This window comes from Asaia sp. SF2.1, from assembly GCF_000505765.1.
Lineage (GTDB): Bacteria > Pseudomonadota > Alphaproteobacteria > Acetobacterales > Acetobacteraceae > Asaia > Asaia bogorensis.
Genome location: NZ_AYXS01000023.1, coordinates 1 through 24,604, shown reverse-complemented (window position 1 = coordinate 24,604; position 24,604 = coordinate 1). Strand labels below are relative to the sequence as shown.

General features: G+C 59.7%; 18 protein-coding genes. 9 read left to right on the top strand and 9 right to left on the bottom strand.

Annotated elements, in window-relative coordinates:
* Positions 1 to 56: 56 nt before the first annotated feature.
* The 3 genes from P792_RS29565 to P792_RS29555 all read right to left on the bottom strand — a co-directional run bounded on the left by P792_RS29565 (position 57) and on the right by P792_RS29555 (position 5,232).
* Positions 57 to 2,849: a pitrilysin family protein gene (locus tag P792_RS29565; RefSeq protein ID WP_023978951.1), complete on the bottom strand. Its 2,793-nt coding sequence runs from the start codon at positions 2,847 to 2,849 to the stop codon at positions 57 to 59.
* Positions 2,850 to 2,998: 149 nt separating this feature from the next.
* Positions 2,999 to 4,381: a hypothetical protein gene (locus P792_RS29560; protein ID WP_023978950.1), complete on the bottom strand. Its 1,383-nt coding sequence runs from the start codon at positions 4,379 to 4,381 to the stop codon at positions 2,999 to 3,001.
* The gene (locus tag P792_RS29555; protein WP_023978949.1) at positions 4,378 to 5,232 is read right to left on the bottom strand and encodes an ABC transporter ATP-binding protein; all 855 of its coding nucleotides are present in this window, start codon (positions 5,230 to 5,232) and stop codon (positions 4,378 to 4,380) included. Before P792_RS29555 ends, P792_RS29560 begins: the two co-directional genes overlap by 4 nt.
* Positions 5,233 to 5,670: 438 nt before the next feature.
* Between P792_RS29555 and P792_RS29550 the strand changes: the two genes are divergently transcribed.
* The gene (locus P792_RS29550; protein ID WP_023978948.1) at positions 5,671 to 6,195 is read left to right on the top strand and encodes a hypothetical protein; all 525 of its coding nucleotides are present in this window, start codon (positions 5,671 to 5,673) and stop codon (positions 6,193 to 6,195) included.
* Between the two features lie 587 nt (positions 6,196 to 6,782).
* On the opposite strand, the gene P792_RS29540 is transcribed toward P792_RS29550, so the two are convergent.
* The 4 genes from P792_RS29540 to P792_RS29525 all read right to left on the bottom strand — a co-directional run bounded on the left by P792_RS29540 (position 6,783) and on the right by P792_RS29525 (position 9,929).
* On the bottom strand, positions 6,783 to 7,313 hold the full coding sequence (locus tag P792_RS29540) for a hypothetical protein (protein ID WP_023978946.1): 531 nt from the start codon (positions 7,311 to 7,313) through the stop codon (positions 6,783 to 6,785).
* A complete protein-coding gene (locus tag P792_RS29535; RefSeq protein WP_023978945.1) occupies positions 7,313 to 8,326 on the bottom strand; it encodes an L-threonylcarbamoyladenylate synthase in 1,014 nt (337 codons plus the stop codon). Before P792_RS29535 ends, P792_RS29540 begins: the two co-directional genes overlap by 1 nt.
* Entirely contained in the window at positions 8,323 to 9,129 is an 807-nt protein-coding gene (locus P792_RS29530; RefSeq protein ID WP_023978944.1) for a 3'(2'),5'-bisphosphate nucleotidase CysQ, read from the bottom strand. Before P792_RS29530 ends, P792_RS29535 begins: the two co-directional genes overlap by 4 nt.
* Positions 9,130 to 9,251: 122 nt before the next feature.
* Complete coding sequence (locus P792_RS29525) at positions 9,252 to 9,929, bottom strand: NUDIX domain-containing protein (protein WP_023978943.1); 678 nt, start codon at positions 9,927 to 9,929, stop codon at positions 9,252 to 9,254.
* Between the two features lie 65 nt (positions 9,930 to 9,994).
* On the opposite strand from P792_RS29525, the gene P792_RS29520 reads away from it, so the two are divergent.
* The 6 genes from P792_RS29520 to P792_RS29495 all read left to right on the top strand — a co-directional run bounded on the left by P792_RS29520 (position 9,995) and on the right by P792_RS29495 (position 17,747).
* The gene (locus P792_RS29520) at positions 9,995 to 10,477 is read left to right on the top strand and encodes an NADH-quinone oxidoreductase subunit B family protein (protein ID WP_023978942.1); all 483 of its coding nucleotides are present in this window, start codon (positions 9,995 to 9,997) and stop codon (positions 10,475 to 10,477) included.
* Positions 10,474 to 11,382 carry an NrtR DNA-binding winged helix domain-containing protein gene (locus P792_RS29515; protein WP_031240959.1) on the top strand — a complete coding sequence of 303 codons (909 nt, stop codon included), beginning with the start codon at positions 10,474 to 10,476 and terminating at the stop codon, positions 11,380 to 11,382. The genes P792_RS29520 and P792_RS29515 overlap by 4 nt, the downstream gene beginning before the upstream one ends.
* A gap of 151 nt (positions 11,383 to 11,533) precedes the next feature.
* The gene (gene nadA, locus P792_RS29510; protein WP_369794239.1) at positions 11,534 to 12,511 is read left to right on the top strand and encodes a quinolinate synthase NadA; all 978 of its coding nucleotides are present in this window, start codon (positions 11,534 to 11,536) and stop codon (positions 12,509 to 12,511) included.
* Between the two features lie 11 nt (positions 12,512 to 12,522).
* Positions 12,523 to 14,097, top strand: a complete 1,575-nt coding sequence (locus P792_RS29505; protein WP_235075471.1) for an L-aspartate oxidase — start codon at positions 12,523 to 12,525, stop codon at positions 14,095 to 14,097.
* Entirely contained in the window at positions 14,094 to 14,954 is an 861-nt protein-coding gene (gene nadC / locus P792_RS29500; RefSeq protein WP_031240957.1) for a carboxylating nicotinate-nucleotide diphosphorylase, read from the top strand. Before P792_RS29505 ends, nadC begins: the two co-directional genes overlap by 4 nt.
* Positions 14,955 to 15,419: 465 nt before the next feature.
* Positions 15,420 to 17,747 carry a TonB-dependent receptor gene (locus P792_RS29495; protein WP_023978937.1) on the top strand — a complete coding sequence of 776 codons (2,328 nt, stop codon included), beginning with the start codon at positions 15,420 to 15,422 and terminating at the stop codon, positions 17,745 to 17,747.
* 66 nt (positions 17,748 to 17,813) lie between these two features.
* Here the strand turns inward: P792_RS29495 and P792_RS29490 are convergent, their stop codons facing one another.
* Together P792_RS29490 and P792_RS29485 are read right to left on the bottom strand one after the other, a co-directional pair.
* On the bottom strand, positions 17,814 to 18,842 hold the full coding sequence (locus tag P792_RS29490) for a redoxin family protein (RefSeq protein ID WP_051395892.1): 1,029 nt from the start codon (positions 18,840 to 18,842) through the stop codon (positions 17,814 to 17,816).
* Positions 18,843 to 19,010: 168 nt separating this feature from the next.
* Positions 19,011 to 20,495, bottom strand: a complete 1,485-nt coding sequence (locus tag P792_RS29485; RefSeq protein ID WP_031240952.1) for a mannitol dehydrogenase family protein — start codon at positions 20,493 to 20,495, stop codon at positions 19,011 to 19,013.
* Positions 20,496 to 20,675: 180 nt separating this feature from the next.
* Here P792_RS29485 and P792_RS29480 point away from each other — a divergent pair, with 180 nt between their 5' ends.
* Together P792_RS29480 and P792_RS29475 are read left to right on the top strand one after the other, a co-directional pair.
* A complete protein-coding gene (locus P792_RS29480) occupies positions 20,676 to 21,962 on the top strand; it encodes a TIGR03862 family flavoprotein (RefSeq protein WP_235075470.1) in 1,287 nt (428 codons plus the stop codon).
* Between the two features lie 239 nt (positions 21,963 to 22,201).
* A partial coding sequence (locus P792_RS29475; protein ID WP_152530209.1) for a hypothetical protein occupies positions 22,202 to 24,604 on the top strand: 2,403 nt, incomplete at its 3' end.

The window sequence follows — 24,604 nt, the reverse complement described above, 5'->3', positions numbered from 1 at the left end:
TGATGGTCCTCTCCCACCGGTGAAGAGCGGAGGGAGAGGGTAAGAGAAACTGGATGTTATTTCCCTGTGCTCTTTATCGGTGCGGGGCCACGGATCATTTGCACCATATCCTGCGGTCTGGCCCAACGATGGAAGGCGTCCTGAACCTGTGCGGGCTTCATGCCATAAACGGCCTGAGCGCGCTTATCGGGCTCGTCCAGCGACAGATCCAGACCGATCAGTGAGAGATACTGCCCGGCAATGCCCCCGAAGCTGGCCCGTTCCATCGGAATGGCCCGCAGGATCGAGGCCTTGGCGTTCAGCAACTCATCATCGGTCACGGGATGGGTCTGCATATCGCGGACGTTACGCAGGGCAGCATCGCGTGCCCTGAGGGTCTTGTCAGGATCAGAACCGTAGGTGATCACGAACGCGCCGCGATTGACCGACCAGCCGAAATCACTCCCGGTTGTATAGACCATACCGGTGCGCACGCGCAGATCCTGCATGAGACGCGAGGAGAAGCCGGAACCGAGAATCTCGTTGCCGACCTCAAGCGCATAGCGGTCCGGGTTATGAATGCCGCCGGGAACGGTCTGGGCGAGATAGACGGAATCCTGAACACGGCCCGGATCATCAATGACGGCCTGAGACGGCTTGTTCAGCGGACGGTCCGGCAGGTCTACGGCGGGTTTGGGGCCGGTTGCCTTCCATCCTGCAAAGGCCTTCTCGACCGCATCGCGCGCCTTTTCGGGGGTGATGTCACCGATGACGAAGATACTCGTCAGATCGGGACGATAGGCTGCCTTGTAGAAATTCTGGACGTCGGCAAGCGTGATGGAGGACAGCGTCTGTGGGGTGGTTTCACGCAGTGATGGATCGTTTGCCGGTGCAAGGGCTCTGGTCAGGGCGCGCTGGAAGCGATAGCCGGGCGATTGCATCACCCCGGCCTGCGACGCTACCGCCTGCTGCTTGAGAATGGCAAAGGCCTGCGCCGGGAAAGCCGGATGAAGCTCCATCTCGGCAAGAAGGGACAGCGTCTTCTCGAAGTTGGGTGTGAGCGTGCTGAGAGAGAAGGAGGTGCCCCCATCGGCATCGGAAGCCAGATCATCCAGCGCCGCTGCCATGGCAAGGCGATCATGGGTCTTGCTGCCATAAAGGAACAGATCGCCCGTCAAACCGGCCACACCGTCCTTGCCCTTGGGCTGTTGCAGGTCGTTGTTATGGCGGATGCTGCCATAGAGCACGATGGTATGGCTGACATGCTCGGGCTGGACCAGCAGGGTGATGCCGTTGCTGAGCGTGTATCGTGTAGGCTGGGCAAGCGGCTTGGGGGCTGGCAGATCGGCCAGTGCGGTCGCGGCCCAGTCGGGCAGGGCAATGTTCTTGCCCGGTGGCGGCAGGAGGGATTCGGGCCCCTTATTGCTGCTGATATTGGGCGATTTCCCTCCCGACGGGGTCAGGATACCGGTCACCGCATGGTCTGGGTCGAGGATGGTTGCTGCAAGCGCATTTACCATCTGGGGTGTTACGGCGTTATAGGCTTTCACCAGCTCGGCAGGGGATTCCAGGCCATTATAGGCGAGGGCGCTGGCCCAGCTCTGGGTCAGATCGGTTACGCTGTTGGCGTTGTATTCGAGCGCGGCGATTTCCTTGCGCTTGGCGGCCTCGACGAGTTCGGCAGGCACACCCTTGCTGCGCAGGGTTGAGAGGATCGCGCGTATCTCGCCCAGAAGGGCCTCGGGGTTCTGCCCTTTGGGGAAGGCGGCAAGCGCATTGCCAACCCCTGCCTGCTTGCGGGCATTATAGGAGAATTCGGTCGCCAGCGCCTTGCCCTGCGGCACAAGCGCAAAAAGCGCGCCGCGCTGGCTGCCAAGCACATCGGCCAGGATCTGTGCCGTCGCCGCATCGGGGCTGCCGGCACCGGGCATACGAAAACCGATGCTCAATATGCCCGTGGCATAATCGCTATCGAGCGTGATGGTGCGGGGCGTGACCGGGGCCGGGGTGATGACCTGGCGCGCAGGCAGCTTGCCCGCCGGAATGGCACCGAACTGCGCTTTTACCTTCTCGAGCGTGGTCTTGGGATCGACATCCCCCACGATCAGCAGGATCGCGTTATTGGGTTGGTACCAGCTGTCATAGAAGCCGTGCAGCAGTTTGGCGTCGGTCTTGTCGAATGACTCGCGTGTGCCAAGGGCGTCATGCTCGTAGGGCGTGCCTGCGAAAAGGGCGAGGTTTTGCTGGATGGTAAAGCGCTCGAACGGCATCGATACATCACGCGCGACTTCCTGCTCGATGGCACCGCGCTCATGCGACCAGTCGGCGTCGCTCAACAGGACGTTGCGCATACGATCGGCTTCGATCTTGAGCAGCACATCCAGATAATGAGACGGGGCCTGGAAGTAATACTGGGTTGTATCCTCGGTGGTGAAGGCGTTGCTCACATTCCCGATACGGGCGCTGACCGTTGAAAGCTGATCACGGCTCAGCCCTTTCGACCCGTTGAACATCATGTGCTCAAGCGCATGAGCGGTACCGGGAAAGCCTGCCGGGGCAGAAGCAGAGCCCGCGAGGTAGATCACCTGTGTCTGAACGACAGGGGCCAGACGGTCGGGCACGATGACAACCCGCAGTCCGTTGGAGAGGGTCTTACGCACTGCGCTGTCCATTGCCGTCGCGCCATGCGGGGTTGGTATCCCCCCGGTGTGGCTCGCAGAAGGGCTGCTCGGGGAGGTGCCGGTAGCAGCGCCCTGCTGGACCGTCGCTTCGGCAGCCATCGAGGGTGCTGAAACCGCGACAAACAGCGTTGGTGCAACGAGCAGGCTGGACGCCAGTAGCGCCTTACGCAGTGGGGGCAGCACGGACATTCATAACTCCCTTGGGGTCTCGTTCAGTCAGGCGGGTCGACATGGAATGATACTATGTAACGGACGCAGCGTAACAGCTTGGCATGATCTGTCCATGCCGTGTGCCTGTGTGGTGCCGCCCAGTGATGGGCGTCTGGCGGGCCGCCCGGTCAGCGCGGCGGTTCCAGTGGCCAGTCCTGCCGAGCCAGCGCATGCGGCGTTATGATGTAGAGCAGGGCCACGACAACGATGGCGCCCAGGGGCAGCAACCCACGCCACCAGAAAGCACTCTCGATCATTAGAGCTGTGCAGGCCTGAAGCACGATGACAACGCCGCTGATCGTGAGAACCATATTGACGGCAGGCCGGTTCAGGCGGGCGGAGAGCAGGCCAAAACATGGCACGCATACGGTCCCTACCAGAAAAATACCCGCAGCAAGTCCCCATGTCAGGCAATGGAAGAGAGGAAGGTTTTTGCCATACCAGCTCACCAGCCCAAGCCACAGGCCGGACACGCCTCCGGCAAAGACGGCCGTCATGAGGTGAAGCTGAAGCAGCTTGCGGGTAAAGGCTGCCTTGTCGCCAAAGGGGCAAAGCGCAACGAGAAAGGGCCAGTCCGTGCGCTTCTGGAATTTCTGGCAAAGACCAAGGGCCACGAGGAGCGTGGCCTGTCGGGCATAGCCGGGCAGGCTGTGGCGGAACGCATCAATTGTCGGAAGATGGCCGTCCATGACTAAAAGCATAATGGCGCTCAGCGCGGCGAAAATCAGGGTGCCGCCAATCTGGACAAGGGCGACGATCACAGGTCGTGTTGTCAGGAACTGATCCTGCAGCGGAATATGCGGCAGAAAGCTTGGCCGCCACATGAGGCAGGAAATGACAGGTTGCAGCAGCCTTGGGAAATGATCTCTGCCGACTAAGACGGTTTCCGGCAGTGGGTCCAGGCGGTAATCGCGAAACCGGTATTCGTACAGGGCAATGCCCAGACCAGCCAGGAGCAACCCGAGCGCTACGGGCCAGGGGGCCGTAAAGACCAGAAGCTGGATTTTTGGGACCAGTAGCAGAATGAACCCGATACGCGAGACGATACGCCGCATGATGCGCGTGGCGCGCCGCATCGATTTGGGGCCTGTTTGATCCGCGCCCGACCACAGGGCCAGAGCCAATGCCTCAACGGAAAGCGTGTTGAGAAGAGGGGCCCCCATCAAAAGGGGCGGGGCGCAGAGAACGGTGAAGGCGATGGCGATAATCGCGTGGACTGCGCAGTATTCACCGTGTTGCAGGCGAGGCAGCATGAACGTGACGGGTGAGCGTATCTGACGCCAGTAATGGGTGTTGACGGAACTGAACGCACTCAGCAGCAAGACCCACCATGCGGACATGACAAGGTTGACTAGCATGGGCAGGCCATCGACATGCGGTGGTGCCAGACGGAGCCAAACCGCTATACCATAGCATATGACGGCATAAAGCAGTCCGAGCAGAACCATGGGATTTTCGCGCAGGAAAATCGGTGAGGCGTAGAGCCTCATGGCGCGCAAGGTATCCCTCATCGCGTCAGCGCCAGAAAGAAGGCTTCCAGATCGCCGGGTAGCATGGGCAGGCCAAGGGCCTCATGGGCGGGTGTCCAGCCTTCAACCCAGACACTTCCGTCAGGAAGATCGACAAGAACGCGAAGTCCGTGATGCGCGTCGGGCCATTGGGCGAGATGGCGGATATGGCTGTTGAATTGGCTGGCATCGACCGTACTGATGATCTGGCCCTTGTTGAGCGTCACAAAGCGATCGCAGATCCGCTCGAGATCGGAGATGATATGCGATGAGAGCAGCACTGTCGCGCCGCGCTGCTTCACGGTTTCTGCCAGCAGGGCGATGAAATCGTGACGGGCGAGAGGATCGAGGCTGGCAACGGGTTCATCCAGCACGATAAGATCGGGTGAAAAGCGCAAGGCCAGCACGATGGCCAGACGCTGTCTCTCGCCCCCTGAGAGAGCCGAGATACGCGATTTCGGATCAAGGCTGGCCCATTGCGACCAGCTTTTATCTTCGCGTGACCGGGTGGCGCTACCTGCGTCCTTTCGTTCTTGGCTGTCATGGAAGGCCGCGAGATAATCGAGCAGTTCCTGAACGCGAAACCAGGTGAGCCCGGTCATCGTCTGCGGAACAAAACCAATTCGCTCACGGAGTGATGAAGTAAGGGAATCCGCTGACTGGCTCCAGACCTTGATCGAACCGGAATCCGGTTGCAGCAAGCCAAGCAGGCAACCAATCAGGGTGGTCTTGCCTGCTCCGTTGGGGCCAAGCAGAGCTGTAATACTTCCCGGTTCCAGATTGAGAGAGACCTGATCCAGCACGCGCTTTGTGCCGTAGTTTTTGGAAAGGCTCTCTATCCCAACTGGAAACATGACTATCTGGCCACCCTGTATAGCGTCGATTGACTGCGATCATGTTCCATATTGTTCCGTTAGAAAACCGATAAACGGAGTCTGTCGGGCCGATTTATTGGAAATCATGCTTCCTGTGCACGGGCTGAACCTCTCGACTTTCGGGCAGAGGCTCATTTCTTGTGCGCTTATATCCAGGCGGGCCACGCCCTCAACTTGTTGTCTGGCTGATGATCTGTACCGGACGAATGAGCGCATTCTACTCAATTGCGATCACAACGCGCACCGGCGTGAGCCTCTGTCTGCGCGGGTCTGCTTTGCGGCCCGGGCTGTTCCAGGCTGCGACACGGGGCGCTTGTGGAGCGTGGAAGGGGGCTTTTCTTCTTTGGGGGGTAGCCCTCGCACGGTGAGGCGCAGAAAACAGATGCGTCCGCCGGAGCGGCGCGGTAAGTCAGCGTCATGTCCTTCGTCGAACGCGTCAATCAGGCCGATCTCTGGCTGCTCGATAAGATCTTCCAGCCTGTATCGGACAGGTTGCCTGAGCGGCTTTCTGCTGCCGAACTGGGGATGAGCCTCCAGCTTGGTGCGATCCTGTTCTTTCTGGCAGCCATTGCCATACTCATCTTCACGGGTGCCACATCTCTAAGCGGGTCGATGTTCAACATCCTCAACTGGGTGCTGTTCGTCTGCTTCTACATGGCGATCCAGCGTATGCGCCCGCTGGTGCGCGCCGGTCAGGCCAACCCGCTGCGCAGCTTCCTGCTGGGCATGAGGCCGCTCGGTATCGTCTGGCTTGGGGTATCCCTGTGGAATGGCGTGTCGGGCAGCGGCCTGATCATGCTGGTCGATCTGTTCATCAACATCACCAACCTGATTTTTGTAATCGGGCTCTATTTCGTCTCCTGCCAGCCACGCCCTCCGGTGCGCCGCACGAGCAAGAGCCGCGCCCATCTGACCCCCATCATGGGCGGTTTGCAGGATTAGGGGCAGGATTAAGCAAATTCGTGCCTGCACAGTGCGGTTGAGTCACTGACGCACCGCATTTGATGTACTGGATCCTGGGATTTGATCGCGATCAAGAGTGATGCTTGGACGCGTTGCGATCAGTATGCAGTCAGCGTCAACTGAGCGGATGAACTGTTCAGGTAAATCAAGACAACGAAATGTTGATCTCACTTGCTATGAAAATATGACTCAGTATAAGGTAGAGTTTCTCCATTAATAAGTCTGGAGATCCGAATAATGAAAATGGCCAAGCTAGACGGGAAGCCGATAAGCGCTGCGGATGCCATCGCTTATCGAGAGAGGACCGGGAAAAAGGGCTATATCTATGCCTGCCTGGAATGTGGAACGCCCGCGAGAATTCACAAGGATGCCGATCAGGAGGGTCATTTCGAGCACGAGATGCGAGTGGCAGAGTGTTCCCTCTCGCATGTGAGCCGTTGAAGGCTGAGGCCGACGCTCCATAACATGCGCAAATCTGGTGAGGCGCGTAGCAGCTATGCGCGCACTGGACCGAGACGCCCCGCAGCGCGGGGCTCTCTTGCTTCGGATCACGCTGTTTGTAGAGCCTAGCGCAGAAAGACCGAGCGATCGACGCGGGGGACATCCACTATGGAATGGATGAACTGTGTGCTGGCGATCCCGATAAGAATGCCGACAGCGAAGCCGCACCAGATCAAGGTACTGGAGAAAGGCTTGCGCGCATCGCGGGCCAGTAGCTTGGACTGGATTTCAGCGCGGGATTGCTGGGTCTGATACAGCTCTGACCGCACGGATTCGAGACGGGCACGTGAATTGCGTAACTCAAGGTCCATCTGACGCAGATTGTTGGTGAGCGTCACAATCTGCTGTCTGGCGGCCTGCACGTCAGGGCCGCTCTCTGCCTTGGTGGTTCGTGGTCTGGGCTTGGCGCGTGGTGGTGGGTTGGGCGCAATGGCGACAAAGAGGTTCTTGAGGGCACCGCCTGTCGTACCGCTCTTGCGCGCACGCGAGCGCAGCGCATTGAGCGCGGCAATGGACTGCCCTTCCTGTTCTTCAAGAACCAGAGCGAGGATATCCGAGAGAACCTTGAGTTCCTTGGGGTCGAACGAGCCGGACATCAGCCGATCATGCTCTCCAGATCATCATCGTCATCACCCGACGCTGTCGGCCGTGGGCTGGCAGCGCGACGCAACCGGTCCATGATGGCGAGGCCAAGGCCCTGGCGGGGCACCGGCATGGCGGCGATGGTCTTGAGGCCACGCCTTTGCCCCTCGCCATCCAGAAAGCGCAACCCGGCAAAGAGGCGCGAAGCGGCCTCCTCAAGGTCGCTGCGCTCGCTGAGGTTGTAAACCAGTCCCGCGCCGCTCAGGGCCGGGCCGAAGGCCAGAAGCGCCTCATGCTCATCCACGCTTTCGGCGCTCAGACGGACCGGAAGGCCGGGCGCATAATGCGAGGCAAGCATGCCGGGGGAGGAGGGAAGCTTGGTGGCGTAATCGTCCGGATTGCGGATCGTGCCGCAGACGGCTTCGAGCTGTTCCAGCGTGATGCCGCCCGGACGCAGCAGGAAAGGCACCTCGCGAGAGAGGTCGATGACGGTGCTTTCGAGCCCGACCGAGCAGGGGCCGGAATCGAGAATGGCGTCGATACGACCATGCATGTTGCGCAGCACATGAAAGGCATCGGACGGGCTGACACGCCCCGACGGGTTGGCCGAAGGGGCTGCCACCGGCTGGCCGACCGCCTGAAGCAGCGCCAGAGCGGTCTTGCCGCGCGGAACGCGTACCGCGATGGTTGGCAGACCGGCCGTCGCCAGATCGCAGATGGTTGAACCGCTCTTGCGCGGCAGGATCATGGTGAGGGGGCCCGGCCAGAAGATCTCGGCCAGACGGCGGGCCATGTCATTGGCCTCGACATGCTCGAATGCGGCTTCCGCGCTGGCGAAATGACTAATGAGCGGGTTGAACCGCGGCCGGTTCTTGGCGGCAAAGATATGAGCAACGGCAGCGTTGGACGTGGCCAGCGCGCCCAGACCGTAAACCGTCTCGGTCCCGAAAGCCACGAGCTTGCCATCAAGCAAAAGTGTCGCGGCGCGCTGGATGGCCTCAGGATCGGCCTTGAGAATTTCTGTCATGCGTCCTGCCCTTGTGTGGCGTGGCGTCCGGTGCAGAGAAAGGGCGGATTGAACCAGCCCGGCTTGCCGTAGCGCAGGGGCGCGCCTTTTTCATCGAGCACATGGCCGCCTGCGGCTTCGACAATGGCCTGCGGGGCGGCCGTGTCCCATTCCATCGTCGGGCCAAGGCGGGGGTAGAAATCGGCTTCACCCTCTGCGACACGCGCGAATTTGGCGGCCGAGCCGATATTGCCCAGCGTTCCGATTTTTCGCCCGGCAAGCCATTCCTTGAGGCGCGGGTCATCGGCGTAGTGACGCGAAGCCAGGATACGCAGCCCGTTCTCGGGCGGCACGACCGCAGCGATGGGGGTCGTCCCCTTGCTGTCACGACGCCAGGCACCCTGGCCCACGAGGCCGGTATAGAGTTGCCCGTAAGCGGGAAGGGCCATCGCCCCGAGAACAGCCCGGTTACGATAGATCAGCCCGATATTGACCGTGAAGTCGTCACGTCCTGCGGCGAATTCGCGCGTGCCATCAAGCGGGTCGACAAGCCAGTAGATTTCACCTGGCTCCGCAAAGGCACCACTGGCGATTTCCTCCTCGCCAATAGCCGGTATATCAGGGCGAGCGGCACGCAGCCCTGCCAGAATATGACGCTCTGCCGCCTGATCCGCTTCGGTTACCGGCGATTTATCCGCCTTGATGATCGTCTCGAAGCCCCGGTCGCGAATTTCGTTGATAAGTGTGGCGGCCTCATCGGCCAGGCGAGCGGCTAGGGCAAGCAGGGCTTCAGCATCAGGGGGAAGGGCTTCGGTCTGGGTCATGGATCCGGCTTACCCGAAGTTCAGGATATCGTCATGAGCAAAAAGAGCCGCCGACGTGTTGTTTTCCGTATCGTTATTATCCGGCCTGGATTTTGCCTGACCATGTGCTTGGTGGCTCTGCGTCAGTCACGCGTGCGGGCGCCATAAAGGTGGAAGGCCAGAAGAAGCTTGGCGTCCTGCTGCGGAAGGGTCGGTATGGCAGCAAGGGGCAACACGCGAAGTCTGATATGCTCGTGCTCGCTCTCCAGCCCCGTTGCGCGATTGTCGAGACTGGCCAGCACCGACGGATCCAGATCGATTTCCAGCGCATAAAGCGTGAGATGTTCGTCGCAACCACCGGGTGAAAGCGTGACGGTGCCGAGCGAGATCAGGTCTTGTTCCGCAAGCGCCAGTGAGATGCCCGTCTCCTCGGCAAATTCGCGCAGCGCGGTGCTCTGTACTGTGCCGTCATCGACCATTCCGGCGGGCAGGGAGAGGGACTCTGCGGTGGCTATCGGGAGGCGCGGCTCGCAGGTAAGCACGGTTCTTGGCGGGTGATCGGGATGACGCAGCACCACGAGGATCCCGACGGAGTTTCCGCGCAGGAAGGCATAGCGGGGTACGGAAACCCCCTCATGACGGGCCTGCGCCTCGGCGAAGACAAAGCCGATCCGGCTTCCGAACTTCACGGCATCACGGATCGTGAGAGAGGAAACCTCGAATTCGCATTCCACGCCTTCAATCCAGCGACGCACATGGGGTGCGTTGGCAATGGCGTCATGCCAGTCTTGTGGAATATGAGACGCAAAGGCCAGAACCATGCGGGGTTTTTCCTTGAGCCGGTTTATGGTTTTACTCACAACGAACCAGATGACCGGAACTGTCCATGATTTTTCTGCGCGCCCTGCTGGACGCCAATAGATGGCGGCCCCGTGATTCCCTGCCACCCGCGCCGCGGCCACTCACGCTTCATATCGTGGCAGGTGGTGGCTGCGATGGCTGTCGTATCGAGGCACAGGCCCTTCAGGGCGCGGCCTATGATCTGACCCGTCACGACATCCGTTTTGTCGAGACACCCCATGATGCCGAGCTTTTGTTTGTCACCGGCGTTGTGACGCGCGCCATGCTGCCCGGGCTTCAGGCCCGCTGGGAGGCCATGCCGGGGCCAAAGGGCATTGTGGCGATCGGTGATTGTGCGCTCGGTATGGGGCCGTTCGGGGTGAATTACGCCGTGCTGGGCGGTATCATGGAGGCGGGTCTGGCCGGTGTGCGGCAATGCGATGTGGCCCTGCGTGGCTGCCCACCCAGCCCGGCAGAAATCCTGCGCGCCCTGCTTTTGCTGACGACCGGACGGGTCGTGAATGCATGAGTAATATCGAGACCGAACTGGTGGCGGTGCTGCTTGCGGTGCAGGATGAGCAGCCTCTCGTGCTGACACTCGACCAGGGGCGCAACCTGCCTTCTGGGCCGCTTGAAACGGCGCATCGCTCCTTGCAGCGTGGCATGCGCCTTTGGGTCGAGCAGCAGACGCAATGTCACCTCGGCCATATCGAGCAGCTTTATACCTTTGCTGAGGCGTCGGGCGGTGAAGCAGGATCGGCGGATGCAGGGCAGGCCAGCGCAGACGCGCCGCGTCTCATACGCATTTCCTATATGGGGCTGACACGTCTGGAGGATGCACAGGAAGGCTGGCGCGGGCTGTACGAATATTTCCCGTGGGAGAATTTGCGGGGCAGCGGCGCGGAACTGATCGAGAGCGAAATCGGCCGGGCGCTGCAAAACTGGGCCGGGCGCGATCCGGCACGGCAATGGCGCTGCGCCGAGACGTTCGGGCTTGAAGGGCAGCCCTGGAATGACGAGCTGGTCCTGCACCGCTATGAACTGCTGTGGGAGGCCGATCTTCTGCCTGAATCGCGCAGGCCCGGCGCCTGGGTGGTACCTGGCCGTGCCATGCCGTCGGACCGTCGGCGCATCCTCGCGACTGCTCTGGCGCGTCTGCGGGCCAAGATACGCTATCGCCCCGTGGTGTTCGAACTCATGCCCGAGACCTTCACCCTCTGGCAGTTGCAGCGCACGGTCGAGGCCATTGCGGGAAGACCGCTGCACAAGCAGAATTTCAGGCGGCTGATCCTGGCCCAGGACCTCGTGGAAGAGACGGGCGAGGCGGAAAACCAGCCCCAGGGACGCCCCGCACGGCTCTATCGCTTCAGGCGCGAGGTGATCGGTGCGCGACAGCTCATGGGTTCCAAATTACCGATTGCCCGGTCAGTGTGATCTTGAATGGTTCCTGGCCGTGCTTTTTCGACAATCACGGCTTTGTGGCTTTGAAAACATCAGGGAGGCACCCAATGTATGGGTCTCAACAGTTTTGTCCCTATTATGCTCATATAGAGCATAACTAAGCGGAGAGGATCCGATGGATCAGATGACCCTCGTCAGAGATCGTGGCGATGCCCTGTACGAACCCGTTTCACGTCTGATGACGCGCGAGGACTGGGAGCGCAATTTCGAGGATGATATCCGGGCGATCCTGCGGCTGAAGCGCGAACGCAATGCGGTCATTCTTGCGCATAATTATCAGACCCCGGAAATCTTCCACTGCATCTCCGATATCCGCGGTGACAGTCTTGCGCTCGCCCGCGAGGCCCAGCGCTGTGAGGAGCAGGTGATCGTGATGGCCGGCGTTCACTTCATGGCTGAAACAGCCAAGCTGATGAATCCGGAGAAAACGGTGCTCATACCGGACTCGATGGCAGGTTGCTCGCTCGCGGAATCCATCACGGCTGAGAATGTCCGGGCTCTCAAGGCGGCTTATCCCGGTGTTCCGGTCGTGACCTATGTGAACAGTTCGGTTGCCGTCAAAGCGGAGACCGATATCTGCTGCACGTCCGGCAATGCCAAAAAAGTGGTTGAGAGCCTGGGTGTGCCGCGCGTCATCATGATTCCTGACGAGTTTCTGGCGAAGAACATCCAGAACGAGACCGGCATCGAGATGCTCACCTGGCCTGGCCATTGCGAGGTTCATGAGCGGTTCACGCCCCTCGAGATCAGGCAGTACCGGCGTATGCATCCCGGTGTCGTGGTGCTGGCCCATCCGGAGTGTCCGCCCGAAGTTGTAGCGGAAGCCGATTATGCAGGCTCGACGGCGGGGATGATGGAATTTGTGGCGGTCAAGCAGCCCGCCAAGGTGCTGCTGGTCACGGAATGTTCCATGAGCGACAACCTTGCCGCGCTCAACCCTGCGGTCGAGTTCGTTCGCCCGTGCAATCTCTGCCCACATATGAAACGCATCACGCTGCCCGCCATTCGTCGTGCGCTGGAGACCATGCAGGAGGAAGTGACCATTCCCGATGCGCTCTTCCCGCAGGCCAGGCGCGCGGTCGAGCGGATGCTTGCGGTCTGAGGGCCTGAGCCATGATGACACTCACCCGTTTCGCAGGCTGGCCCGTCATTGCGGGTGCGGGTCTTGCAGGGCTCTCGGCGGCCCTGCATCTCGACCGGCCGTGTGTGGTGCTCAGCCCGTCACCTCTGGGGACGGAAGCGGCCAGCATGCTGGCGCAGGGCGGCCTCGCAGCGGCCATCGGCCATGATGATGACGTGGCGCTTCATATGCGCGACACGCTCGATGCCGGTGACGGGCTGTGTGACCCCCGTGCGGTCGAGGCCATCATCGGGGCTGGTCCATCTGCAATAGCGACACTGCTTGACTGGGGGGTGGCGTTCACCCGCACAGGGAGCAGCGATCTGGACCTGCATCTGGAGGCGGCCCATTCACGCGCGCGCATTGCGCATGTGAGTGGTGATGGCAGCGGTGCGGGAATTATGGAGGCGCTCATAGCGCGGGTCAAAGCCTCCCAGCGCATTGTGGTGCTCGATGGGGTGACACTGGACCACCTCCATGTGCTGGACGGACGTGTGCGCGGCGTATGGCTCAACACGGGGCAGTTCATTCCAACCAATCACTGTATCCTGGCCTGTGGCGGGGCAGGGGCGCTCTATGTCGGTGCAACGAGCCCTGCCAGCAATACGGGGCGGGGTCTGGCAGCCGCCGCGCGAGCCGGGGCCCGGCTGGCCGATATGGAATTTGTCCAGTTTCATCCAACTGCCCTCGATGTCGAGACAGGGGGTGGACGCTCGCCTCTGATCAGCGAAGCCGTGCGGGGTGCGGGCGCGGTGCTCGTAGATGAAACCGGCAACCGCTTCACGGACGAACTGCAGTCCCGTGATCGCGTATCACGCGCGATTGCGCGCCATCGGGCACTGGGGCATCGCGTGTTTCTCGATGCGCGATATAGCGGGTCGCATGTGCGGGGCAACCGGCATGGTGCCGGGCAGGCGACGGGTTTGCGGCAGGTCTTTTCACGCCAGTTTCCGGGTATTGCGCGCATCTGTGCCCAGCACGGTATCGATCCCGATCGTGAGCCCATTCCGGTAAGGCCAGCGGTTCATTACCACATGGGCGGTGTGGCGACAGATCTGCATGGCCGGGCCAGCCTCGCGGGACTGTGGGCCTGCGGCGAGGTCGCCTGCACCGGGTTGCACGGCGCGAACAGACTGGCCAGCAACTCCCTGCTTGAGGCGTTCGTGATGGGGCGGGCCGTGGCGTGGGATGTGAACAATGCCACGCGCGAGCGCCATTCCTGCCAGAATCCCGCAGAGCCTGTGCGCTTTGGTGCGGCGAGTTTTGGGCCGCGCATGGATAAGGGGGCAGGGATCCTGCGGGATCATGACGGGCTGGAGGGTCTGTCGTCCTTTCTCACCCCGCTTGCCGCGCGCGATGACCATGCTCTGGTTGGTGCTGCCATCGCCAAAGCTGCCTTACGCCGCAAGGAGAGCCGTGGAAGCCACTGGCGTCTCGATGGAGACGAAGCGCCTCAGACCGGGCGTTTCCAGTTTACCCTTGCCGAAATTGGCCTCGGACAGGGCGATATCGTCGCGGTGGGTTCGGCCCCCATGATCCATGCGCAGAGGAGCTTTGTACACGCATGACAATTTTCATTCCTCCCTTGCCCGATCTGTTGTGGGAGCCTGTCATACGGGCTGGTCTGGCCGAGGATTTCGGCACCGGGGGTGATGCCACGTCACAGGCCATTGTCCGGCCCGGTCAACGCCTGCGCGCGGTATTCCGCGCCCGTCATGAAGGCGTTATGGCTGGAATGGCAGGTGTCAGGCTGGCATTTTCCCTGCTTGACCCGAATGCGAATTTCACAGCGCTCAAGGAGGATGGATGCCGCATTCTGCCGCGTGACATCCTTGCCGAAATTGAGGGGCCCGCGGAAATCGTTCTGGGGGGAGAGCGTACAGCGCTCAATCTGCTCTCCCATCTGAGCGGCATCGCAACCGCAACGCGTCAGGTTGTAGACGCCATCCACGGTACGAAAGCGCGTGTATGCTGTACGCGCAAAACCCTGCCGGGCCTGAGAGCCATTCAGAAATATGCCGTCAAGGCGGGAGGCGGGAGCAATCATCGCTATCGTCTTGATGATGCGATCCTGATCAAGGATAATCATATTGCCTTGTGCGGAGGGGTGGCTTCGGCGCTCAAATCCGCAAGGCAGCGCGCGGGGCATCTGATGGCGATCGCGCTTGAGGTCGATACGCTTGACCAGCTTGAAACGGCCCTCTCGACGGGCGGGGCAAACGTCTATCTGCTCGATAATATGGGGCCCGACATGCTTCGGCGCGCGGTGGAGATGGTGAAGGGCCGCGCCCTTACAGAAGCCTCCGGTGGCATTACGCCTGATACTGCGCCAGCCATTGCGGCTTCAGGGGTGGATGTGCTCTCGCTCGGCTGGTTGACCCATAGCGTCAAGGCTCTGGATATCGGGCTTGATATCGATCTGTAACGATGTCGCCTTCTCCTGCTCCCACCCTTATTTCGGGCAGGGGGGAGCAGGCTCGCATGCCGGTGATTTATGAGCGCGGCAAATGAGTGCGTACCATCCGGCATGGAACGGTTTGCGTTCTGGCCCTTCTGGCCGGTGTTCTCCATCTCTGTTGACCTGAGGCGCAAGATCGTCGGCCTCCCATGAGGGAGGGCGGTCTGAAGGCGTTCGAAGTGGGTGCAGGTCGGGCAAAGCCATGCCTCGGAAGGCATAAGTCCAACATGCTGGCCGTGGGGGCAGGGTGGCCCCTATGCATCAGACCCGAACAGAAACGTTCCATATCCGACACATTACGACTTGATTTCGACTTGTATACCTGCTTGTGTTCGTGCAGATATAAAACTGCAAGCGGGGCTCGCGAGGCGTAACTTTATGTCTCTCAAGTAATAAACTCGAAAACTTTCGGGAATTTGGAAGAGGATCTCGATGGCGTATGTGTTTGGTCGTGCGAAACTGAAAATCGGGCTGGCAATCTGTCTGGCCTCGGCCACCTGTCTGTGGCAGAATTTTGCCCATGCGGCCTCCGGTGCGCCGGCTTCAGCCGGGACCCCGCGTCATGGTAGTCCGAAACATATGGTGGCCCGGCCTGGCCAGGCAGCGACGGCACCCGTGCCGCACGCGGGTCGCAAGAAGGCTGTCGAGGCCAGGGGCGAGGAGCAGATATCGGTCACCACCTCACGCCAGGCCCTCAATGGCGGTGGTGGCATGATGCGCATCGAGCACGCGCCGCGTAATGTTCAGACGGTCGATCATGAATATATCTCCATGCGTAACCCATCCAGCACGGCGCTCGATCTGATCCAGAACCTCCCCAGCGTCAGCATCAGCACGCCCGACCCCTATGGTATGCAGGGTGGTCAGATCCAGACACGTGGTCTGACTGATCTCGATATGGCGCTTCTGGTCGATGGCGCGCCCGCGGCGGCGGCCAAATACATCACGGAGAATGTGGATACCGAGAACGTCGAGTCGGTCTCGCTGACGCCCGGCAGTTCCGAGACCGCGTTGCCTGTGATGTCGGCGGCCAGCGGAACGATGAACGAGACCACCCATACGCCCGACAAGAAGTTTGGCGGTCTGGTCGATTTTTCCTATGGCACGAACAACCTGTCGCGCGAGTTCATCCGGCTGGAAACCGGCGAAATCGGCCATAGTGGCGTGCGCGGCTATGTCTCGTTTTCAAACACCCACACACGCAGCTGGATGGGGGCGGGTATCAATGACCGCCGTCATGTTGATTTCGGCCTGAACAAGCAGTGGAAGAATGGCTCGTTTGCCAAGGCCTTTGTCTCGTGGAACTGGGAAGATTTCACGATCGACAATTATCCGACGCAGCAGGAATTCTACAAATACAAGCATACGGGTGAAGGCTACGGCCGCTCGGCAAATTCGAACAACATCAATTACTGGAAAAACAATACGGATTATTGGAATCAGGTCAATCTCTCTGCTCCGATCCATATTGTCCTGACGCGCCGCATCGCCTTCGATCTTCAGCCTTATTACAATCTTGGACGGGGCTGGGATGCGTCACCGGGTGGCACCGTGACGCAGAATGACGGCACCACCCGCAACGTGACCAGCTACTTCCTGCAGGGAGCGACCGAGCGCCGCGGGGCGACCGCAAAGCTCGGCATTGATGTGGATCGCCACAACCATGTGTCCTTTGGATACTGGTACGAAAACAACTACACCCAGCAATCCTACCCAACCAGCTACACGCAGGGTAACGGGGCTGCCCCAAGCCCCAACTGGGCAGCCTATCGGATCGACGCGGGCGATCAGCAGAATGCTGGCACGGAAATCCACAGCCTGTTTGTCGAGGATCATGCCAAATATCTAAATGACAAGCTTGATATCCAGGCCGGATTCAAATTCGTCATGTCCAATACTTGGAACAAGGATCTGTACGGGCGCATGTCCAACAACCGGACTGCCCCTTTGCCACAGCTTTCTGTCGGCTATACCATCGACGAGCACAGCCAGATCTACCTGAATGCCGAAGGGGATTACCGTCAGCCGAGCGCCGTGGATCTGGGATGGCTCTATACCAGCGTACCGATCCCGAAAAACCAGTATTCCATCAAGGAAGAGCTGGGTTATCGCTATCATGATCAGCACATCATCGTTGATGCGTCATTCTTCAACTACAATGTCACTAACCGTATCGTGAACCAGTATCTGGGCATGAACCAGTTCAAGCCGTTCTCAATCGGTAACCAGCATATGCGTGGTTTCGATTTCATGATTTCGGGCCGCCCGATTCACGGATTCAGCCCCTATGCCTCGGTCGAGTATCTCCATGCTGTTCAGGACAGCAATGTGTTCGACCCCTATACAAATGTCATGCTGAACTCGAAGGGCACGCAGGCCATCATGGCGCCGCGTGTACTCGCGAATTTCGGTCTGACCTACAAATATGCCGGGTTCTTTGGCAATGCGAGCCTGCATTACACGGGCCCGCAATCGGTCAGTGTTGCAGGCGATCAACGCATGCCCGGCTTCGTCACGAACACGATTTCACTGGGCTATCGCTTCAAGCCAATCGGTATCGCCCAGTCGCCAACCATCAAGCTGAACTTCGCCAATGTAACGGGCTCGATTGTGCGAACGGGGGCTATGGGTGCGATCTATAGCGCGAAGGATCCGAGCACAGTCTATAGCGGCAGCCTTGCGCCTTATACCGGCTACGGCAATTCCTTCATGACAGCTGCACGCTTCACCATGACAGGAACGGTTTCCACCAGCTTCTGAGTGGATCTCGCTGAAGGTAGAACCAGCGAAAACGCCCCGGCCGAAGCGCGGGGCGTTTTTCGCAGGTCAGCCAAAGGTGAAGGAGAATGCCTCGACACCGGGTGACAGAAACTCGATGCGAAACAGATGGTCGCCCACGTTGTTCTCACCCTGGCGGATGAGCTGATAGAGACGTTGGCCGCTTACCGTTCCCATGCCGTCGGCATCGCAATCTGTTCCGTGCATGGCACCCGGAGGCTGGCCATCGAGGGTGACACGAAACCTGACGGGTTTGCCGTCTTTCGCCGGACCGAGCACAAGGTGCAGGTCACGCGCATGAAAGCGGAAGGCGATCGACCCACCCGGCTTGTTGAGGCGCGCCGCCTCAGGCCCGATCGTCCAGTTCCCGCTCAGACCCCATTCATTGAGGGCGGGGCTGTTTTCGATGACATAATCATTGGGTGAGTCCTGAACGGCCCCTCCGGTCGAGATGAAATGACTGGCGCGTTCATAGCCAATATAGGTTTCGGGGGAGCCGATAGCAGAGAGATCGGCTTCGGATTGCTCGCCGGTTCCCACAGGATGAACAAGGTCATCTGGCACGTTCTTCGCGCCATTATCGCGCAGCATGGCCTGTATCTGATGTTCGGAGCGGTCGTAATCACCCTCACCAAAATGATGGGCCTGTATCTTGCCATCGCCTTCAACGAAATAGGCGGCAGGCCAGTATTCGTTGTTGAAGCCGTTCCAGATGGCGCGGTCGTTATCGACGGCTACCGGGAAGGTGATGTGGAAGCGTGCAACCGCTTTCTCGATGTTTTCGAGATTTTTCTCGAAGGCAAATTCGGGTGCATGGACGCCAATCACGACAAGCCCGTAGGGTTTGTATTTATTGGCCCAGGCCTCGACATAAGGCATTTCGCGCAGGCAGTTGATGCAGGAATAGGTCCAGAAATCGATCAGAACCACCTTGCCCTTGAGCGCCTGCGCCGTGAGCGGCGCAGAGTTCAGCCAGTTGGTGGCGCCACTCAGTGAGTCGAGCGGGGCCGCTTTTGCCCCTGTAATGCCCCACCCGAACGCCAGGGCGAGGCACAGGCCACCCAGGGCGAGACGCATTTCTCCAAGGTGGGGAATCGCTGGCAGGCCTGACCTGAACCGGAACCCGGCTGTTCTGGGCCGCGAAATGGCAGGTTGGGTTGAGAGAGGCTGGAAAGAACCGGAAGCGCGCTGAGCCATGAACAGGCCTTTTTGGGCAGGGGCAACGTGCTTCCGGGGCCTGTCAGGTCAGTTGCCGGAACCCGTCGCTGCGAGAAGTTCAGCAAGAACGGCGGGGGTTCCCTTCTGTTCCATTCTCTCTGCCATTTCACGTATCAGGCTGCGATGCGCTTCGCTCAGGGTGAAGCTCTCGAACACTGTCATGCTGAAAACGCTCTCCCATGACAGGGCGCGCTCGCGCTGGGCGTCGCCCATGGCGGGTTCGAAGGGCTCAAAGCGAGCGCCGGCATCGGTGCGGCCGTGCAGGTAGCGAATGAAGCAGGCCAGCACGAAAGCGATGCGCTGTATGTCAGCCCCTTTTTCAATCAGCACGTTCCATGTCGGCGCAAGAAAGACGGGCAGTTTGCTGCCGCCATCACCCGTGATGCGGGCCAGCCTGTCGCCCACGGCTGGATTACTGAAACGGGCTACGATCAGGTCGCGATAATCGGTCAGGGACATACCGGCGGGCGCGGTAAGATGCGGGATGACGTCCAGCGTCATGAAACGATCGACAAGAGCATGGATGCCCGGATCGGTGATCGCATCACGCACGGTGTCGAGCCCGGCAAGCTGGCCGGGATAGGCCAGCATGGAATGGGAGGCATTGAGCATACGCACCTTGGCCAGCTCGTAGGGATGCACGTCAGGGACAAGCTGCGCGCCGACCTTTTCGAGTTCGGGGCGCCCGTTGACGAAATGATCCTCAATGACCCATTGCGCGAATTCTTCCGAGATCACGGGCAGCTGGTCAATCACCCCACATTCGGCATTGACCCGCTCTGCATCTTCCTTGAGCACGGCTGGCGTGATGCGATCGACCATCGAACTCGGAAATGAGACCTCCTGGGCGATCCAGGCTGCCAGATCGGGGTCGAGCGCCTCGGCGTGGGCCAGAACGGAACGGCGCGTCACCACGCCATTATCGCGCAGATTATCGCAGGACAGCACGGTGAAGGGCGCAATGCCCGCCTCACGGCGACGGCGCAGCCCTTCGACAATGAAGCCAAAAGCCGATTCCGGTCGGGCCGGATCGGCCAGCTCACGCTGGGTCAGAGGGGCTTCCAGACGGTAGGCACCTGTGGCGTGATCCTGATTATAGCCGCCTTCCGTGATGGTCATGGAGACGATGCGCGTCGCAGGAGCAGCAATGCGGGCCAGAACGGACTCAGGGTCGGCCGGGGCGAAAAGATAGTCGATCATGCTGCCGATCACCTGATGGCGGGTCTTTCCGTCAGGGGCGTAGCGGGTCAGCGTGTACAGGTCGTTCTGCGCCGGAAAGGCCTCCAGCTTGAGGCGCTCGGTGGCGTCATCAATCAGTCCGACGCCGCAGAAGGCCCAATGGCTGTTGCCCGGTTCGTGCAGAAGCTTGTCCATGTACCAAAGCTGATGGGCGCGGTGGAAATTGCCCACGCTCAGATGCACGATCCCGGCTGTCAGGGCGTCGCGATCATAGGAGAATGTCTCGACACTGGAGGGCAGGGCCGGGAGAGTTGCTGTGGAAAGAGCAATCATGAGCTATCCTGGGTGTGATCTTTCGCGATCACAACAATGGCGTTGGGGTCGTCCTGCCCCGGATGGAAAAATGCCGGAACAGTCCGGGCATGGCCTCGTTCGGCCACGCAATCTGTAGTGCAGCGCGCCGGATGATGTGGCGGTTCCCTGATATCCCTCAAGCGATAAAACGGACTGTCTATGGCACTATTTGGTGAGGAGGATTACACCGCCCCGATGACGAACAGGAAAACGATTGCCGTAATCGGCGCGGGCCCGGCCGGACTTGCCGCCGCCGAGCGGATTTCGGCGGCCGGGCACGATGTAGTGGTCTATGACCATATGCCAAGCCCGGCCCGTAAATTCCTGATGGCCGGGCGCAGCGGGCTGAACCTCACTCATGCCGAAGATCTCTCCCTGTTCCGGACGCGCTATGGTGCAGCAGAGGCATGGCTGACGCCGTTCATCGAGCGCTTTCCTCCGCAAGCGCTGCGCGACTGGGCCGACGGGCTGGGGCAGAGCTGTTTTACGGGCAGCAGTGGTCGCGTCTTTCCTCATGCCATGAAGGCCTCACCGCTTTTGCGGGCGTGGCTCGGGCGTCTGGCAGCGCAAAACGTGCGGCTTGCTTTGCGCCACCGCTGGACAGGATGGGACGCACAGGGACGGTTGCAATTTTCCACGCCTGAAGGCGTGGTCAGCGCCTGCCCGGACGCTGTCGTTCTGGCTCTCGGTGGTGCATCATGGTCTCGACTGGGGAGTGATGGCGGATGGGTCGAGTACCTGCCCCCCGAGAGCGTTGCTCCGCTCCAGCCAGCCAATTGCGGCTTTCAGACGTGCTGTCCTGCGGCCTTTCACGAGCGCTTTCACGGTGAGGTGCTCCATTCGGTCGTCATTAGTGGGGTGGGCGTGCAGGCACGGGGTGATGTGACCATCACGCAGCGCGGCATCGAAGGGGCACCCGTCTATCGCGTGTCGGCGGCATGGCGCGACGCGCTGGCGGAGAGGGCGCCGCTCGACATCAGGATCGATTTCCGCCCCGGCCTGATCCGTGACGCACTCACCCAGCGTCTGGACAAATTCCGCGCGCGGGAGAGCCAGGCGAACAGGCTGCGTCGTCTTGGCCTTTCCGCACCCGCCCGCTGGCTGCTGCGCGAGGCGTTTGAGGGGAGGGTGCAACCCGCAGGGTCCTGCGTTGAAAATCTTGGCCAAGGAACGTCTGACGGGCTAGCCGCGCTCATCAAATCCTGCCCGCTAGGGCTGAGCGGCACAGATGCCCTTGACCGGGCCATTTCCACATCGGGCGGTGTGCGGCGCGATGCCGTGAACCAGGCGCTGATGCTTAAGGCGCGGCCCGGCGTGTTCGTGGCAGGAGAGATGCTGGACTGGGAAGCGCCAACGGGTGGTTATCTGCTCCAGGCCTGTTTCGCCACCGGTCGGGCGGCAGGTGAAGGGGTACTGTCGTGGCTGGAGGCGGGGCCTAAGAGGTAAGACTCATTGATCCGCATCGGAAAATGACGGCGGCGACAAGACAAGACTCGTTTTTGGATATGTTCTTTTGTGTTGCGCGCACGCAACATGACGGTCTTTTTTTACTGAGCGATGGCAGTGCAATTCCATCTAATACTTGAATTTACAGAGTTTGAAATATTTTGTCATCGATTGACGGCTTTATAACGACAAAGTTTTGCTTTCCGTTACATCAGTAACAAACGAGCAAAAGGCTACCCATGTCGGACATACAAACGCTGCTGCTTCCCCCCGAACACGGGATGGATGCTCTGGTTCAACCGGCGGGCAGTATGGCCGGCATGGCGCCCACTATGCTCGTCACAACAGCGATGACATCGCCTGTCGGCCAGCCACACGACATAACTGTCAGCGCGGGCGGAGCCTCAGGCAGTGTCAGTGATCAACTTGCCGCCTTGCAGGCAAAGAGCATTTCTCTGGATTTGAATCGCTCAGGCCAGAGCACCCAGGACCTCGCTCCTGAGATTTCTTCTTCGATACGTTTAGGCAATAACTTAGGTGAAGTTGCGAGCGGCGCCGGAAACGCGGCGTCTGATCTGCTGTCATTAAGTAATAAGGCGCTGTCCCAGCCAACAGACCCCTCTACGGGTTCACCCAAATTACAATTCTTGAGCGATACAACCGCAATCAAAACGCCTGCCGTCGTCGCTGACGGGAAAACGGCTAATACATCCAGCGATAAAACGGCGTTTGTAGCGGCTGCCCCTTCCGTTACGTCGGTAGTAGAGCCAAAAACAGTAACCGGCGCAGTGGGGCAAGCCTCTTTTTCATCGCCAACTGAGACAGTTCAGGATCGGACGTCTTCAGGTATAATCCAAGACAGTCAAATCAACACTATAGAAGTCAATACGAAATCCTCGAGTGTAAACACGGCAGCCGCCCAACCGAGCATGATGTTACGCAGCAATGCTGTTGTATTATCATCCTATGGAGACGCACCATCTTACAGTTACGAGGCAAGTGGTGTTGTCGTTGTTAATGGCGTGATCAATAGCTGGGCAAACCAGCTAAGTCTGGCAGATAATTTCAATCGTGCCTATCCAGGTGTCATCGTTAATACCTCTTATGATGACATTGGGGACCGGCGCGACGCGGCTTGGGTTCAACCCCCTATGCACGCTTATGCGACAACTGACTCTGGCGCGCGCGCTGATACCGTGCAGACGTGGTTTGAGGGTAATGCGGATACGATCGGCTATAACGTTATTGGAACCCCGATACCACATGATCGCTATATCGCGCTGCGTGACTGGTTGCACGGTGAAATCAAACAGCATCATATGGGGAATCAGGAGACGATCTCGAACGTCCTGCATATGCTGGCAACGCAAGACAATCAGACCACGACCCAGCTCAATAATATCTGGCACACGGTTCTCGGGGTCGCAATCACGTCATCTGAACTATCCGACGCCGTCACGCAAATCTCGATAGGGCATGCGACGCTTTCCACCGAACGCCAGAGTCTTGCTCATTCTGCGCAGGCAGCAACTCTGTATGCTCAGAAATATCAGGATGTTCACGGTCATCCGCCCTCTGCGGCAGATATCCGCTTTGCGCAGGACAAGATCGGTAACGGGACATCTCTGCAGCAATATATCTGGGATGAAGCCCATAACGGGCAGACATCGCAGGAATTTGGCGACGTCTTTCGCCAGGTTCACGGGCGCGAACCATCATCCGCAGATATCCAGTATGCCCAACAGAAGATTGGCAATGGCGCTTCCCTTCAGCAATATCGTTGGGACGAGGCCCATAACGGGCAGACGGCGCAGGAATTCGGCGATGTCTTCCGTCAGGTGCATGGGCGCGAGCCAACAGGAGCCGATATCCAGTTCGCGCAGGACAAGATCGGCAATGGCGCCTCCCGGCAGCAATACCGCTGGGACGAAGCCCATAGTGATGCCGTAGCCAACCAGTTGCGAGAGATCATCTCGACAACGCAGGGGAGGTCCTATCAGGATGGTGATGCTGCATGGGTGAGAGCCCGGCAAGACGATCTCGGTAATGGAAACCAGACCCCGGCGCAGATTCGTCAGTCTATAGCGCGTTGGACCGCTGATAATGGAGGATACGATGCCACCTTCCAGGCCATTCACGGCAGAGCTCCCGGAGTCGGAGATCGCAATTACGCAGCAACACAAATCGGTAACGGCTGGTCTGTCGCCGACTATCGTTGGAACGAGGCTCATAGCGCTTCCGCAGCGCAGGACTACCGGGTCATGTTCCGCAACGTCGCGGGCAAAGACCCTGGTGACGGGGATGTACAGTGGCTTCAGAATGCTGTCGCCAATGGCAGCAATTACGTCACTCTGCGTCAGAATTTGGCTTGGTCTGATTTCGGACATGACGCTGTACAAAAAGCGTTCGCACGCACAGCTGGCATCCAGAATCCCACGCAAAGTCAGTATGATTGGTATCAACGCGCTCTAGCGACAGGCTCTTCCACCTCAGATATCACGCATGACATTGCTTACGCCTGGGAGGGAAAGAGTGCCGTCCAGGCCGTGTATGCGCGTACGGCTGGCATTCAGAACCCCGAACAGTTTCAGTATGACTGCTATCAGGGAGCGCTAGCCAATGGCGCCAGCATTGCCGATATT

Coding starts and splice junctions, on each gene's coding strand:
- P792_RS29565 (WP_023978951.1), bottom strand. CDS start 2,849: ATGTCCGTGCTGCCCCCACTGCGTAAGGCGCTACTGGCGTCCAGCCTG.
- P792_RS29560 (WP_023978950.1), bottom strand. CDS start 4,381: ATGAGGGATACCTTGCGCGCCATGAGGCTCTACGCCTCACCGATTTTC.
- P792_RS29555 (WP_023978949.1), bottom strand. CDS start 5,232: ATGTTTCCAGTTGGGATAGAGAGCCTTTCCAAAAACTACGGCACAAAG.
- P792_RS29550 (WP_023978948.1), top strand. CDS start 5,671: ATGTCCTTCGTCGAACGCGTCAATCAGGCCGATCTCTGGCTGCTCGAT.
- P792_RS29540 (WP_023978946.1), bottom strand. CDS start 7,313: ATGTCCGGCTCGTTCGACCCCAAGGAACTCAAGGTTCTCTCGGATATC.
- P792_RS29535 (WP_023978945.1), bottom strand. CDS start 8,326: ATGACAGAAATTCTCAAGGCCGATCCTGAGGCCATCCAGCGCGCCGCG.
- P792_RS29530 (WP_023978944.1), bottom strand. CDS start 9,129: ATGACCCAGACCGAAGCCCTTCCCCCTGATGCTGAAGCCCTGCTTGCC.
- P792_RS29525 (WP_023978943.1), bottom strand. CDS start 9,929: ATGGTTCTGGCCTTTGCGTCTCATATTCCACAAGACTGGCATGACGCC.
- P792_RS29520 (WP_023978942.1), top strand. CDS start 9,995: ATGATTTTTCTGCGCGCCCTGCTGGACGCCAATAGATGGCGGCCCCGT.
- P792_RS29515 (WP_031240959.1), top strand. CDS start 10,474: ATGAGTAATATCGAGACCGAACTGGTGGCGGTGCTGCTTGCGGTGCAG.
- nadA (WP_369794239.1), top strand. CDS start 11,534: ATGACCCTCGTCAGAGATCGTGGCGATGCCCTGTACGAACCCGTTTCA.
- P792_RS29505 (WP_235075471.1), top strand. CDS start 12,523: ATGATGACACTCACCCGTTTCGCAGGCTGGCCCGTCATTGCGGGTGCG.
- nadC (WP_031240957.1), top strand. CDS start 14,094: ATGACAATTTTCATTCCTCCCTTGCCCGATCTGTTGTGGGAGCCTGTC.
- P792_RS29495 (WP_023978937.1), top strand. CDS start 15,420: ATGGCGTATGTGTTTGGTCGTGCGAAACTGAAAATCGGGCTGGCAATC.
- P792_RS29490 (WP_051395892.1), bottom strand. CDS start 18,842: ATGCGTCTCGCCCTGGGTGGCCTGTGCCTCGCCCTGGCGTTCGGGTGG.
- P792_RS29485 (WP_031240952.1), bottom strand. CDS start 20,495: ATGATTGCTCTTTCCACAGCAACTCTCCCGGCCCTGCCCTCCAGTGTC.
- P792_RS29480 (WP_235075470.1), top strand. CDS start 20,676: ATGGCACTATTTGGTGAGGAGGATTACACCGCCCCGATGACGAACAGG.